The sequence below is a fragment of the Sphingobium sp. FG125 genome (assembly GCF_057809795.1).
This window is the reverse complement of record NZ_JBMDKQ010000009.1, coordinates 96,338-108,933: the sequence shown is the minus strand read 5'-3', so window position 1 is coordinate 108,933 and position 12,596 is coordinate 96,338. Positions and strand designations below refer to the sequence as shown.

Genomic DNA, 12,596 nt, shown 5'->3' with positions numbered 1-12,596 from the left:
TAAAAAATGGCGGTTAAGTTGTCAGATGTTAAACGACAAATCATCATGTCGCTTTATGATCTTTTATTATCCTCGGACGAGGAAAGTTATTGGTATTCTATTTCAGTAATTCGGGAATATATAGACAGCGAAATCTCCGGTGCCATTGCACAAATTGCGATCAATGCTTTAATCTCTGATAAGCTTATTGAGATTGGCCGGGATGAAAATTATAATGACATATATTCGCTTACCCCAAAAGGCATTCTGATTGCTGAGGACTTTGCTGCGGATGGTAAACCTTTAGAAGATTACGCCATTGCACCCTCGTCCGATCTTGTTTTGCACAAAGATAATAACGCTGAACAGATCGAACAGATTAAGCAGGCTATTGCGAAGATCCGTGAAGAATTTGCAGCCAGCAATACCGCTTCTCTGCTGCCACAAACGGATCGGGAAATTTTACGTGATGAATTGAAATCAGCAGGCACCATCACAGACAGTGATGGGTTTAGATTGCGCCGATTGTCGGCTTTCATTCTCCCTGCTTTGAAGTTTTTGTCCGATAAATTTGTTGGAACTGCGCTTGGCGAAGCTGCCAAGCATTTAATCAAACTATTGCTAGGTTGACCATGCCCAAACGCACCGACATCTCCTCCATCCGCAGCATCGGTGCTGGACACGCCCGGACTCCCTCTCCCCGGCGGGGAGAGGGTTGGGGTGAGGGGGATCGGCGCTGATGGGATATGCAATGGTCGCCGAGCACCCCCACCCAACCCTCCCCCTCGAGGGGGAGGGCTTTTTAAGGGAGAAGGTTTCGGGAGAGCCGCAACTCGGATCGGATGGTTTCAACCACGCCGTCCGCATTCGCGAGAACATCATGGTTCCAGAAGCGCACCACCCGATAGCCATGCGCTTCGATCGCGCGGGTTCGCGTCGCGTCGGTGTCGCTGGTTGCGTGCTGCCCGCCGTCCAGTTCGATAACCAGTTTCGCGCTGCGACATGCGAAGTCCGCAACATGCGCCCCAATAGGAAATTGCCGGACGAATTTGCAGCCGTCGATCTGCGCGGCGCGCAATCGCGTCCACAGCGCTTTTTCCGCATCGGTCGGATCGCCGCGCAGCTTGCGCGCTACTCCGGTCAAGCGTTTCTCAACCACCGTTTCACACCCTCACCCAACCCTCTCCCTCAAGGGAGAGGGCTTTGGAGCGTATCAGTCAATGCCTAAGCGTACAGATATCCAGTCCATCCTCATCATCGGCGCTGGTCCGATCATCATCGGCCAGGCGTGCGAGTTCGATTATTCGGGCACGCAGGCGGTGAAGGCGCTGAAAGAGGAGGGCTATCGCATCATCCTGGTCAACAGCAATCCGGCCACGATCATGACCGACCCGGAATTTGCCGACGCCACCTATGTCGAGCCGATCACGCCCGAAATCGTGGCGAAGATCATCGAGAAGGAGCGGCCGGACGCGGTGCTGCCGACGATGGGCGGGCAGACCGCGCTCAACACCGCGCTGGCCTTGTTCAATGACGGCACGCTGGAAAAATATGGCGTCCAGATGATCGGTGCCGACGCCGAAGCCATCGACAAGGCGGAGGACCGGATCAAGTTCCGCGACGCGATGGACAAGATCGGGCTGGAATCCGCCCGTTCGCGCATCGCCCACTCCATGGAGGAGGCGCTGGAGGCGCTGGAATTTACCGGCCTGCCGTCCATCATCCGCCCCAGCTTCACCATGGGCGGCACCGGCGGCGGCATTGCCTATAATCGCGACGAGTTCATGACCATCGTGCGCGGTGGCCTCGACGCTTCGCCTACCACCGAAGTGCTGATCGAGGAATCGCTGCTCGGCTGGAAAGAATATGAGATGGAGGTGGTCCGCGACCGTGCGGACAATTGCATCATCATCTGCTCGATCGAAAATATCGACCCGATGGGCGTCCATACCGGGGACAGCATCACCGTCGCGCCGGCGCTGACGCTGACCGACAAGGAATATCAGATCATGCGCAACGCATCCATTGCGGTGCTGCGTGAAATTGGCGTGGAAACAGGCGGTTCCAACGTACAGTTCGCGGTCAATCCCAAGGATGGCCGCCTGATCGTGATTGAGATGAACCCGCGCGTGTCGCGCTCCTCGGCACTGGCGTCCAAAGCCACCGGCTTCCCGATCGCCAAGGTCGCGGCCAAGCTGGCGGTGGGCTATACGCTCGACGAAATCACCAACGACATTACCGGCGCGACGCCTGCCAGCTTCGAGCCGACCATCGACTATGTCGTGACCAAAATCCCCCGCTTCGCGTTCGAGAAGTTCAAGGGCGCCGAACCTTTGCTCGGCACCGCGATGAAGTCGGTCGGCGAAGTCATGGCGATTGGCCGGAACATCCATGAATCGATGCAGAAGGCGCTGCGCGGTCTGGAAACCGGCCTGTGCGGCTTCAACGATGTCGATCATCTGGTCGGCGCGCCCAAGGACGACATCATCGCTGCCCTGTCGCAGCCCACGCCCGACCGGCTGCTGGTCGCGGCGCAGGCGTTGCGCGAAGGGCTGAGCGTCACGGAAATCCACGCTATCGCCAAGTTCGACCCCTGGTTCCTCGAACGGATCAAGGAGATTGTCGAGGCGGAGGGCGAAGTTCTCGAAAACGGCCTGCCGCGCGATACGGACGGGATGCGTCGCCTCAAATCCATGGGCTTTTCCGACAAGCGCCTCGCCTATCTCGCGCTCAAATCCGCCAATCTGCGCGGCATGGAACGCGGCATTGCGCGCGGGTCCGGCCTGATCCACGAAGCGGTCAAGGCCATGACCGGCGGCGTGACCGAGGACGAAGTGCGCGCCCTGCGCCACAAGCTGGGCGTGCGCCCGGTGTTCAAGCGCATCGACACCTGCGCCGCCGAGTTCGAGGCGAAAACGCCTTATATGTATTCGACCTACGAAGCGCCGATCTTCGGGCAGGCGGAGAATGAATCCGCCCCGACCGACCGCGAAAAGGTCGTCATCCTTGGCGGCGGGCCGAACCGGATCGGGCAGGGGATCGAGTTCGACTATTGCTGCGTCCACGCCTGCTTCGCGCTGAGCGATGTCGGCTATGAAACGATCATGGTCAACTGCAACCCGGAAACCGTGTCGACTGACTATGACACGTCGGACCGCCTCTATTTCGAGCCGCTGACCGCTGAGGATGTGCTGGAAATCCTCGACATCGAAAAGTCGAACGGAACATTAAAGGGCGTGATCGTCCAGTTTGGCGGCCAGACTCCGCTGAAACTGGCGCAGGCGCTGGAGGATGCGGGCATCCCCATTTTGGGCACGTCACCCGACGCCATCGACCTGGCCGAAGATCGCGAGCGTTTCGCCGCGCTGATCGACAAGTTGAAGCTGCGCCAGCCCGACAATGGCATCGCCCGCAGCCGGGAGGAGGCAATCGCCGTCGCCAACCGCATCGGCTACCCCGTCCTCATGCGGCCCAGCTATGTTCTGGGCGGCCGGGCGATGGAGATTGTCGACGGGCAGGCACAACTGGAAGAATATATCACCACCGCCGTTCTGGTATCGGGCGAATCGCCCGTGCTGATCGACCAATATCTGCGCGACGCGATCGAGGTTGATGTCGATGCGCTGTGCGACGGCGTCGATGTCGTGGTGGCGGGCGTGTTGCAGCATATCGAGGAAGCCGGCGTTCATTCGGGCGACAGCGCCTGCTCGCTGCCGCCCTATAGTTTGAGCAACGAGATCATCGCGGAAATCGAACGGCAGACCGAAATATTGGCCCATGCCCTGTCGGTGCGTGGCCTGATGAACATCCAGTTCGCGGTCAAGGATGGCACCGTCTATCTGATCGAGGTCAATCCCCGCGCCAGCCGCACCGTCCCTTTCGTCGCCAAGGCGATCGGCACCCCGATCGCCAAGATCGCGGCGCGGGTGATGGCGGGCGAGATGCTGGAAAACCTGCCAGTGATCGACCGCAACGCCATCAACCATGTCGCGGTCAAGGAAGCGGTATTCCCCTTCGGTCGCTTCCCCGGCGTCGATCCGGTCCTCTCACCGGAAATGAAAAGCACCGGCGAAGTCATGGGAATCGATAGCGATTTCGCGACCGCCTTTGCCAAGGCGCAGATCGGTGCGGGCACCATGTTGCCAACCAGCGGCACGGTGTTCATCTCCTTGAAGGACGGCGACAAGCAGGTCATCCTGCCCGCCGCCAAGAAGCTGGCCGCCATGGGTTTCCGCATCATCGCGACCGGCGGCACCGCCACTTTCCTGGCCGATAATGGCCTGGCGGTGGAAACGGTCAACAAGGTGGCGCAGGGCCGTCCGCACATTGTCGACCGGATCACCGACGGCGATGTGCAGCTGATCTTCAACACCACCGAAGGCTGGCAGTCCCTGAAGGACAGCAAGGCGATCCGCACATCGGCTCTACGGGCGAAGATTGCCAGTTTCACCACCGCCGCCGCCAGCGTCGCTGCTGCTGACGCGATCGAGGCTTTACGGGACCATCCCCTTGAAGTGCGGTCGCTCCAGTCCTATTATCCCCTGTCGCAAGCCTGATCCCCTGCACAAGGACACACGCTGCGGGTGGCACCATGTTGGTCGCCGCCAAAGGGAAGTTTTGACGAAGGATTTGCATAATGGCGACCGTTGAGAAGATGCCGATGTTGCAGATGGGCTATGACAAGCTCATGACGCAGCTCCGCGAACTCAAGGCTGAACGGCCATTGATCGTCGACGCCATCGAAGAGGCGCGCGCCCATGGCGATCTGTCGGAAAATGCCGAATATCACGCCGCCAAGGAACGGCAGGGCCAGGTCGAAGCGACCATCTCCGATCTGGAGGACAAGCTGTCGCGCGCGCAGATCATCGATCCCAAAAGCCTGTCGGGCGACAAGATCGTGTTCGGCGCGACCGTGACCCTGCTCGACGAGGATGACAAGCCGGTCAAATATCAGATCGTGGGGCAGGCCGAAGCCGATGCGAAGCTCGGCATGATTTCCTATAACAGCCCGCTCGGCCGCGCGCTGATCGGTCGCACGGTGGGCGAGGATGTGGAAGTGTCGGTCCCGTCGGGCGACAAATTCTACCAGGTCGAAAAAATCGCCTTCATCTGACCGTGAAATTACCCGCAGGCAGGATGACCAACGGCATTGCGGCGATCACTTTCGTCGCATTCCTGCTGCTCCATTTCACCGGACGCACCGATGACGCCGCCATCATTGGCGGCTTCATCCCGGCGCGGATTGGCGACCCCGCCTTGCTCGAAGGCATGGCGGCGGTCCCGGCCTGGCTGACCCCGCTCAGCTGCGCGCTGATCCACGCGGGCTGGCTGCATATCGGTTTCAACCTGCTGATGTTGGTCTTTTGCGGGCGGCAGGTCGAACAGGTGTTGGGGAAGGGCGGGACGCTCTGCCTTTATCTCGTTGGCGCTTATGGTGCCTGCGCTGCGCAATGGGCCATCGACCCCGGATCTACCAACCCCATGGTTGGTGCCAGCGGCGCAATCTCGGCGATCATGGCGACCTATGCCTTGCTCTACAGCCAGCAGACCGTGCGCCGCATCGGGCCGCTATCGGCCAATATCGTGCGCCTGCTCTGGCTGGCGGCGGCGTGGATCGGCCTGCAACTGATGATCGGCATCGCGACCGCAGGTGGATTAGGCGACCTTGGCCAAATCGCCATCGCCGCGCATATTGGTGGCTTTCTGGTGGGGCTGGTGCTGACGCGCCCGCTGCTGCGCTGGCGTTTCCGCAAACCGCCCCAGCCCCTTAATTAAGTTTCAAGCGGACGGCAGTTCCGGTTCCAGCAGCCGGTGCAGATGCACGATGACATAACGCATTTCCGCGTCATCGACCGTCCGCTGTGCCGCGCTGCGCCACGCCTTTTCGGCGGACGCATAGTCAGGGAACACGCCGACCAGATCGACCTTGCTCAGGTTCTGAAATTCCAGTGTCTGTGGATCGGTAACGCGACCGCCCATCACCAGATGCATTTTGCTCATGGTGTTATCTTATCCTCGCTTGGGTGAACGCTGACCCTAGCAGCGGTGCAGCGTCCATCCAAGGGGGAGCAGGGCCGCAACTGCGTGCTTTTGCCGCCGTTGCGATTAGTTTTTCGGCAATCGCGCCTTGATCGCGTCGGCCAGGGCATCGACCTTGGCGCTCACCATCGCGACGACATCATCGGTGAGGTGCGATGCCTTGGCAGGCAGGTCGCTCGACGCCGCGGTTTTGCGCGCGTTGGCGGCCAGATCGCTTGCGCCCTGCTTGATCGTCTCTGCGCCATCCGACGCCGCCGATCGCGCGGCCAGTGCCGCCTCGACCACGCGCGCACCCGCTGCGCTGGCGAGGCCCGGCAGCGCTTTCATCGCTGCGCGGCTCTTGGGGAACATCCAGGCGATCACCGCGCCCGCCGCGACGGCGCCAGCAACCGCAACGACCGGATGCTCCTGCACGATCTGGTTGGCCCGCGCCGCAACCTTTTGCGTGCGGTCGCGCGCGTCGCCATAGGCTTCACTGGCCTTGTCGCGGCTGGTCTGGATCAGTTCGCCCGCGCCTTCGCGTGCCTTTTCCGTGCCATCCTTGATCTTGTCGGTCGCGCTTGTCGCGACATCGTTCGCCGCTTCGCGGACGCGGCTCAGTTGGGCGCGAATATCAGCCATCATCAGTCTCCGAATGGTCGGGGTTTGTATCATCATTTCGAACGCCCAGCCGACCGAAAAGTGCCGCCAACGGGCGACGGGCCAGGAAGAGGAGTAGGGCCGCTCCAGCCGCGCCAACCATGGCTGGCCGCTGACGCGCGGTGGCGGCGGCATAGGCCATCCCGTCCATGGCAACGTCCACCACCTTGGCCGTGGCATCCTGCTTCAGTCGGGCGGGCGTGATACGCGCTTTGGCCGCCTGAGCGCTGGAAATCAGGCTTTGTTTAGCCGCCTCGGCCCGCGCGACAGCCTCTTGATAGCGCCCTGCACCGCTCATGGCGTAATCGCTTTCTTCATGCGGGAAATCCGCGCCTTCGCCATCAGCAACAGGCAGATCGCCACCAGCAGGCTGGCACCCAGCACGGCAAAGGTCGCCCAAAGCGGGCCAAGCTGTGGCGCCAGCGCGATAATCAGACCGATCAGGAAGGCGACCAGCGTGGCAAAGACCAGCATGATCGCAACCCCGGCAAAGATCGCCGCATCGCGCACGCCTGCGCCGATCAGGCCAGCGCGCGCCTTCTGCTTGTCCGCTTCCGCCGCCGCATAGGCACGGCCATCGGCATAGAGACGGGCAAAGACGTCGCGCACCGATTCATCGGGCGCGCTATCGTCCGGCCCGTCGGCGTGCGGCGTCACCGCCGTTTCCGCTGGCATCTCTGTCAAATCACCCTCCGCCGCGCTTGCCGCAGCTTTTGCGCAGATGTCAGGCGTCGCTGTCCGAACCCTTGGCCAGACGCATTAACACGAAGCCGACCACTGCCGCCGCGCCGATCGCGACCGCCGGGCTTTTACGCACAAAGTCACGGGCTTCGGTCATCAGCTGGTCGACATCCTTGCTGTCGAGCGAGTCCGCCGCGCCTGCGACCGATTCGGCCGCCTGCCGGGCATAATCGCCATATTGCGGGCCCAGCTTGGCATCGACCGTGCCTGCCGTATCGGCAATCAGCTTAGCGAGGCTCTGCATGGCCGTGCCGGTCTTTTCCTTGGCGACGCCCGCAGCGGACTTGGCGGTTTTGCCGGCCTGTTCCTTGATCGGGTCGATATGGGACTTCCAATCGACAGCGCCCAGCGCATCGGTCGCGGACTTGGCCGCTTGTTCCGCCTTCGCCTTGATCGGAGCGATCTGTGCCGCCCAGCCGGTGGAGGCTGCGCCATTGCCCGGCTTCTTGGCTGTCTTGGCCGCTGGCGCCTTGCGCACGGGCGTTTTGCGAACCGGCGTGGCCTTGACGGGCTTCACCGCAGGCACATTGGCGGCGGCGGCCTCGACCGGCTTGGCCTTGCGCGGCCTGCCGACCGACTTCTTCGCTGCGGTCTTGGCGGGCGGGGTTTCGGGCGTGTCGGCCATGGTCCTAAGTCTCCCTTTCGGTTGCGCGGCTTGGGCGCGCGACGCGGCAATTGATACTTTGGTCAAATGCTTTGCGGTCGCTCACAGTTCCGTAGCCGTTCCAATTTCGACCATCGGCATTTTTTCGGTCCATGCAAGCCCCTCTGCATTGCCAAGCACCGGGTCGCTGGCTAAGCGGAGCGCGAAAATAGGCGTCCTGCCGCAGCGCAGGCCATATTTCAGGGAGCGACCATGACCGCCATTCTCGACATTCACGCCCGCCAGATCTTCGACAGCCGGGGCAACCCCACCGTCGAAGTCGATGTCAGCCTTGAGGATGGCAGCTTCGGCCGTGCCGCCGTGCCATCGGGCGCATCCACCGGTGCCTATGAAGCGGTGGAAAAGCGCGACGGCGACAAGTCGCGCTATCTGGGCAAGGGCGTGCTGGGTGCGGTTGAAGCGGTCAATGTCCAGATCGCCGACGCATTGGTCGGCTATGATGCCGAAGATCAGGGCGAAATCGACGCCGCGATGATCGAACTTGACGGCACCGACAACAAGTCGAACCTGGGCGCCAATGCGATCCTGGGCGTCAGCCTGGCCGTGGCGAAGGCCGCAGCCGACGCGCGGGGCCTGCCGCTCTACCGCTATGTCGGCGGCGTGTCGTCGCATGTTCTGCCGGTGCCGATGATGAACATCATCAATGGCGGCGAACATGCCGACAATCCGATCGATTTTCAGGAATTCATGATCATGCCGGTGGGGGCCGAAAGCATCGCCGATGCCGTGCGGATCGGTTCGGAAATCTTCCACACCCTGAAAAAGGGCCTGCATGACAAGGGTCTGGCAACATCTGTCGGTGACGAGGGCGGTTTCGCCCCCAACATCGCCTCGACCCGCGATGCGCTCGATTTCATCATGCTGTCGATCGAGAAGGCGGGCTACAAGCCGGGCGACGACGTCGTGTTGGCGCTCGATTGCGCTGCGACCGAATTTTTCAAGAACGGCAAATATGAGATTTCGGGCGAAGGCCTGTCGCTCAGCCCGGTCGAAATGGCCGATTATCTTGCTGCCCTGTGCGCCGACTATCCGATCAAGTCGATCGAGGACGGCATGAGCGAGGATGATTTTGAGGGCTGGAAGGCGCTGACCGACAAGATTGGCGGTTCGGTCCAACTGGTCGGCGACGATCTGTTCGTGACCAATCCCAAGCGTCTGGCGATGGGTATCGACATGGGGCTGGCCAATTCGCTGCTGGTCAAGGTCAACCAGATCGGCACGCTCACCGAAACGCTGGCGGCGGTCAACATGGCCCACCGTGCGCGCTACACCGCCGTCATGTCGCATCGTTCGGGTGAAACCGAGGACGCAACCATCGCCGACCTGGCCGTCGCCACCAACTGCGGCCAGATCAAGACGGGTTCGCTGGCGCGCTCCGACCGGCTTGCCAAGTATAACCAGCTCATCCGCATCGAGGAAGAATTGGGCGACGTTGCGGTTTACGCGGGTCGCTCGATCTTCCGCTAAAATCCGTCAGGATTCGGTTGGCCGCAAGTTAACCATTTTTTACTTGCGGCCAGCCCCTCCCTGTGATTCATCTTGGCCATGGCGCATATCGCGAAGCTTCGTTCCCTTCTTTTCTCGGCCTTTGGCCCGGCGGTCGCGCTGCTGCTCCTGCTCGTCTTTGCCGGTTATGTCGTGCTGGGGTCGAACGGGGTGCTGGCGTGGGGCGACTATTCGCGTCAACTGCGCGCGGCCAAGGCAGAGCTGAAAACGACGAAGGCAGCGCAAGCAGAACTGCGCAACCGCGTCGAAGCGCTTGATCCCCGCCGCGTCGATCCCGATCTGGCCGACGAACTGATCCGCCGCCAGCTTGGCGTCATCCATCATGACGAAGTCATCGTTCCGCTCAATTAAGCGACATCCCCGGAAAGCGTAACGTTTTTGCGCGAAAATAGCTGTTGCCGTAATTTTGCTGCGGGCGGATCGGGCAGTACTTTGCAAACTTCGCAAGCCGGATATGGTTTGCGGAATTCTTGCTGGCCTTGCCCGGATTCCGGGGCTTCGTCGTTGCAATATATGCAACTCTGCCGCTATATCGGACTTCCTTCCATCCTACCCCACGCAAAAGGATAAGAGCCTTGGCGAAACCAACGACGCCGCGTCCTACACGCGCAACGGCAAAGGCGGCTGCACCCGCTGCCGGCGCGGACCATAACCGGCCTCGCCCTGAAACTCCCACTGATTACAAGGCATCCAAGGAAGAGTTGCTGGAATTTTACCGGCAGATGGTCCTCATCCGCCGTTTCGAGGAAAAGGCCGGCCAGCTTTACGGCCTGGGTCTCATCGGTGGCTTCTGTCACCTCTATATCGGCCAGGAAGCGGTCGCGGTCGGCATCCAGTCGGCGCTTAAGCCCGGCAAGGACAGCGTCATCACCGGCTATCGCGACCATGGCCACATGCTTGCTTACGGTATCGACCCCAATGTCATCATGGCCGAACTGACGGGCCGTGAAGCGGGCATTTCCCGTGGCAAGGGCGGTTCGATGCATATGTTCAGCGTCGAACATAAATTTTTCGGCGGCCATGGCATTGTCGGCGCGCAGGTGTCGCTGGGCGCAGGCCTTGGCTTTGCCCACAAATATAATGGCGATGGCGGCGTATGCGTCGCCTATTTCGGCGATGGCGCGGCCAACCAGGGCCAGGTCTATGAATCCTTCAACATGGCCGAATTGTGGAAGCTTCCGATCATTTTCGTCATCGAAAATAATCAATACGCCATGGGCACCAGCGTCAACCGCTCGTCGGCGGAGGACCAGCTCTATCGCCGGGGCGAAAGTTTCCGCATCCCCGGTATCCAGGTCAATGGCATGGACGTGCTGGCCGTGCGCGGCGCGACTGAGGAAGCGCTCAAATGGGTGCAGGGCGGCAATGGCCCGATCCTGCTGGAAATGAAAACCTATCGCTATCGTGGCCACTCCATGTCCGATCCGGCCAAATACCGGTCGCGTGAGGAAGTCCAGGCGATGCGCGACAAGTCCGACCCGATCGAAGGCGTCAAAGCCTATCTCGCCGCGCAAGGCGTGGGTGAGGATGAACTCAAGAAGATAGACCAGGACATCCGCAAGATCGTCAGCGAAGCGGCGGACTTTGCCGAAACTTCGCCTGAGCCGGACATGGCCGAACTCTATACAGACGTGCTGGTGGAGCAATATTAATGGGTATCGCAATCAAGATGCCGGCGCTCTCGCCGACGATGGAAGAGGGCACGCTGGCCAAGTGGCTGGTCAAGGAGGGCGATGACGTCCGTTCGGGCGACATCCTGGCCGAAATCGAAACCGACAAGGCGACGATGGAGTTCGAAGCGGTCGACGAAGGCAAGATCGGCAAGATCATGATCGCCGAAGGCACCGAAGGCGTGAAGGTCGGCACCGTCATCGCCGAAATGGCGGGCGAGGGCGGCGAAGAAGCCGCTCCAGCCCCCAAGGCCGCGGCGCCCGCAAAGGCTGAAGCTGCTCCCGAAGCGCCCAAAAAGCCGGTCGCGGCCAAGGCGACCGTCGCTGATCCCAGCCTTCCCGAAGGCACCGAATATGTCAAAACCACGGTCCGCGAAGCCCTGCGCGACGCCATGGCCGAGGAAATGCGTAGCGACGAGCGCGTGTTCGTGATCGGTGAGGAAGTCGCCGAATATCAGGGCGCCTATAAGGTGACCCAGGGCCTGCTCGACGAATTTGGTGCCAAGCGGGTCATCGACACGCCGATCACCGAATATGGCTTCGCCGGTATCGGCACCGGCGCGGCGATGGGCGGCCTGCGCCCGATCGTCGAGTTCATGACGTTCAACTTCGCCATGCAGGCGATCGACCACATCATCAACTCGGCGGCCAAGACCAACTATATGTCGGGCGGCCAGATGCGCTGCCCGATCGTATTCCGTGGTCCCAACGGCGCGGCCAGCCGCGTCGGCGCGCAGCATAGCCAGAATTACGCCCCCTGGTATGCCGCCGTCCCCGGCCTGATCGTCATTGCGCCCTATGATGCGGCTGATGCCAAGGGTCTGCTCAAGGCCGCGATCCGCAGCCAGGACCCGGTCGTGTTCCTCGAAAACGAACTGCTCTACGGCCGCAGCTTCGACGTGCCCAAGGTCGATGATTATGTCCTGCCGATCGGCAAGGCACGGATCATGCGGTCGGGCAGCGACGTCACGCTGGTCAGCTATTCGATCGGCGTCGGCCTTGCGCTCGAAGCTGCCGAAACGCTGGCGGCAGAGGGCATCGACGCCGAAGTCATCGACCTGCGCACGCTGCGCCCGCTCGATACGGCCACGGTGCTGGAGAGCCTGAAAAAGACCAACCGTCTGGTCGTGGTCGAAGAAGGCTGGCCAACCTGCTCGATCGCGTCGGAAATCGCCGCTGTGGTCATGGAACAGGGCTTCGACGACCTCGACGCTCCGGTCCTGCGCGTCACCAATGAGGATGTGCCGCTGCCCTATGCCGCAAACCTGGAAAAGGCCGCCCTGATCGACGCCGCCCGCGTCGTCGCGGCGGCCAAGAAGGTCTGCTACAAATAAGAGGAGGGGGCGGCTCGAAAGGCC

General features: G+C 61.3%; 14 protein-coding genes. 8 read left to right on the top strand and 6 right to left on the bottom strand.

Annotated elements, in window-relative coordinates:
* The first annotated feature begins 6 nt into the window (after window positions 1-6).
* Window positions 7-609, top strand: a complete 603-nt coding sequence (locus tag ACODSR_RS10975) for a hypothetical protein (RefSeq protein WP_489076388.1) — start codon at window positions 7-9, stop codon at window positions 607-609.
* A 172-nt stretch (window positions 610-781) separates the two neighbouring features.
* Here the strand turns inward: ACODSR_RS10975 and ACODSR_RS10970 are convergent, their stop codons facing one another.
* Window positions 782-1,123, bottom strand: a complete 342-nt coding sequence (locus ACODSR_RS10970) for an endonuclease domain-containing protein (RefSeq protein ID WP_489076386.1) — start codon at window positions 1,121-1,123, stop codon at window positions 782-784.
* Between the two features lie 76 nt (window positions 1,124-1,199).
* Between ACODSR_RS10970 and carB the strand changes: the two genes are divergently transcribed.
* The 3 genes from carB to ACODSR_RS10955 all read left to right on the top strand — a co-directional run bounded on the left by carB (window position 1,200) and on the right by ACODSR_RS10955 (window position 5,754).
* Complete coding sequence (gene carB, locus ACODSR_RS10965; RefSeq protein WP_489076384.1) at window positions 1,200-4,535, top strand: carbamoyl-phosphate synthase large subunit; 3,336 nt, start codon at window positions 1,200-1,202, stop codon at window positions 4,533-4,535.
* A gap of 80 nt (window positions 4,536-4,615) precedes the next feature.
* Entirely contained in the window at window positions 4,616-5,092 is a 477-nt protein-coding gene (gene greA, locus ACODSR_RS10960) for a transcription elongation factor GreA (protein ID WP_489076382.1), read from the top strand.
* 23 nt (window positions 5,093-5,115) lie between these two features.
* A complete protein-coding gene (locus tag ACODSR_RS10955; RefSeq protein WP_119744290.1) occupies window positions 5,116-5,754 on the top strand; it encodes a rhomboid family intramembrane serine protease in 639 nt (212 codons plus the stop codon).
* Window positions 5,755-5,757: 3 nt separating this feature from the next.
* On the opposite strand, the gene ACODSR_RS10950 is transcribed toward ACODSR_RS10955, so the two are convergent.
* The 5 genes from ACODSR_RS10950 to ACODSR_RS10930 all read right to left on the bottom strand — a co-directional run bounded on the left by ACODSR_RS10950 (window position 5,758) and on the right by ACODSR_RS10930 (window position 8,023).
* Window positions 5,758-5,979: a DUF4170 domain-containing protein gene (locus ACODSR_RS10950; RefSeq protein ID WP_489076380.1), complete on the bottom strand. Its 222-nt coding sequence runs from the start codon at window positions 5,977-5,979 to the stop codon at window positions 5,758-5,760.
* Window positions 5,980-6,084: 105 nt separating this feature from the next.
* Window positions 6,085-6,639 (bottom strand): hypothetical protein, encoded by a 555-nt coding sequence (locus ACODSR_RS10945; RefSeq protein ID WP_489076378.1) that lies wholly within the window; start codon window positions 6,637-6,639, stop codon window positions 6,085-6,087.
* Entirely contained in the window at window positions 6,632-6,955 is a 324-nt protein-coding gene (locus tag ACODSR_RS10940) for a hypothetical protein (protein ID WP_489076376.1), read from the bottom strand. The genes ACODSR_RS10945 and ACODSR_RS10940 overlap by 8 nt, the downstream gene beginning before the upstream one ends.
* Window positions 6,952-7,341, bottom strand: coding sequence for a phage holin family protein (locus ACODSR_RS10935; RefSeq protein ID WP_489076374.1), 390 nt, complete (start codon window positions 7,339-7,341; stop codon window positions 6,952-6,954). The genes ACODSR_RS10940 and ACODSR_RS10935 overlap by 4 nt, the downstream gene beginning before the upstream one ends.
* 40 nt (window positions 7,342-7,381) lie before the next feature.
* Window positions 7,382-8,023, bottom strand: a complete 642-nt coding sequence (locus ACODSR_RS10930) for a hypothetical protein (RefSeq protein ID WP_489076373.1) — start codon at window positions 8,021-8,023, stop codon at window positions 7,382-7,384.
* Window positions 8,024-8,254: 231 nt separating this feature from the next.
* Between ACODSR_RS10930 and eno the strand changes: the two genes are divergently transcribed.
* The 4 genes from eno to ACODSR_RS10910 all read left to right on the top strand — a co-directional run bounded on the left by eno (window position 8,255) and on the right by ACODSR_RS10910 (window position 12,572).
* Window positions 8,255-9,529 carry a phosphopyruvate hydratase gene (gene eno / locus ACODSR_RS10925; protein ID WP_489076371.1) on the top strand — a complete coding sequence of 425 codons (1,275 nt, stop codon included), beginning with the start codon at window positions 8,255-8,257 and terminating at the stop codon, window positions 9,527-9,529.
* Between the two features lie 78 nt (window positions 9,530-9,607).
* On the top strand, window positions 9,608-9,919 hold the full coding sequence (locus ACODSR_RS10920; protein WP_119744283.1) for an FtsB family cell division protein: 312 nt from the start codon (window positions 9,608-9,610) through the stop codon (window positions 9,917-9,919).
* Between the two features lie 224 nt (window positions 9,920-10,143).
* Entirely contained in the window at window positions 10,144-11,220 is a 1,077-nt protein-coding gene (pdhA, locus tag ACODSR_RS10915) for a pyruvate dehydrogenase (acetyl-transferring) E1 component subunit alpha (RefSeq protein ID WP_489076369.1), read from the top strand.
* Window positions 11,220-12,572, top strand: coding sequence for a pyruvate dehydrogenase complex E1 component subunit beta (locus tag ACODSR_RS10910; protein WP_489076367.1), 1,353 nt, complete (start codon window positions 11,220-11,222; stop codon window positions 12,570-12,572). Before pdhA ends, ACODSR_RS10910 begins: the two co-directional genes overlap by 1 nt.
* Window positions 12,573-12,596 lie beyond the last annotated feature (24 nt).

Excerpts from the sequence above, each read along its gene's own strand:
- ACODSR_RS10975 (WP_489076388.1), top strand. The coding sequence starts at position 7 with ATGGCGGTTAAGTTGTCAGATGTTAAACGACAAATCATCATGTCGCTT.
- carB (WP_489076384.1), top strand. The coding sequence starts at position 1,200 with ATGCCTAAGCGTACAGATATCCAGTCCATCCTCATCATCGGCGCTGGT.
- greA (WP_489076382.1), top strand. The coding sequence starts at position 4,616 with ATGGCGACCGTTGAGAAGATGCCGATGTTGCAGATGGGCTATGACAAG.
- ACODSR_RS10955 (WP_119744290.1), top strand. The coding sequence starts at position 5,116 with ATGACCAACGGCATTGCGGCGATCACTTTCGTCGCATTCCTGCTGCTC.
- ACODSR_RS10950 (WP_489076380.1), bottom strand. The coding sequence starts at position 5,979 with ATGAGCAAAATGCATCTGGTGATGGGCGGTCGCGTTACCGATCCACAG.
- ACODSR_RS10945 (WP_489076378.1), bottom strand. The coding sequence starts at position 6,639 with ATGGCTGATATTCGCGCCCAACTGAGCCGCGTCCGCGAAGCGGCGAAC.
- ACODSR_RS10940 (WP_489076376.1), bottom strand. The coding sequence starts at position 6,955 with ATGAGCGGTGCAGGGCGCTATCAAGAGGCTGTCGCGCGGGCCGAGGCG.
- ACODSR_RS10930 (WP_489076373.1), bottom strand. The coding sequence starts at position 8,023 with ATGGCCGACACGCCCGAAACCCCGCCCGCCAAGACCGCAGCGAAGAAG.
- eno (WP_489076371.1), top strand. The coding sequence starts at position 8,255 with ATGACCGCCATTCTCGACATTCACGCCCGCCAGATCTTCGACAGCCGG.
- ACODSR_RS10920 (WP_119744283.1), top strand. The coding sequence starts at position 9,608 with ATGGCGCATATCGCGAAGCTTCGTTCCCTTCTTTTCTCGGCCTTTGGC.
- ACODSR_RS10910 (WP_489076367.1), top strand. The coding sequence starts at position 11,220 with ATGGGTATCGCAATCAAGATGCCGGCGCTCTCGCCGACGATGGAAGAG.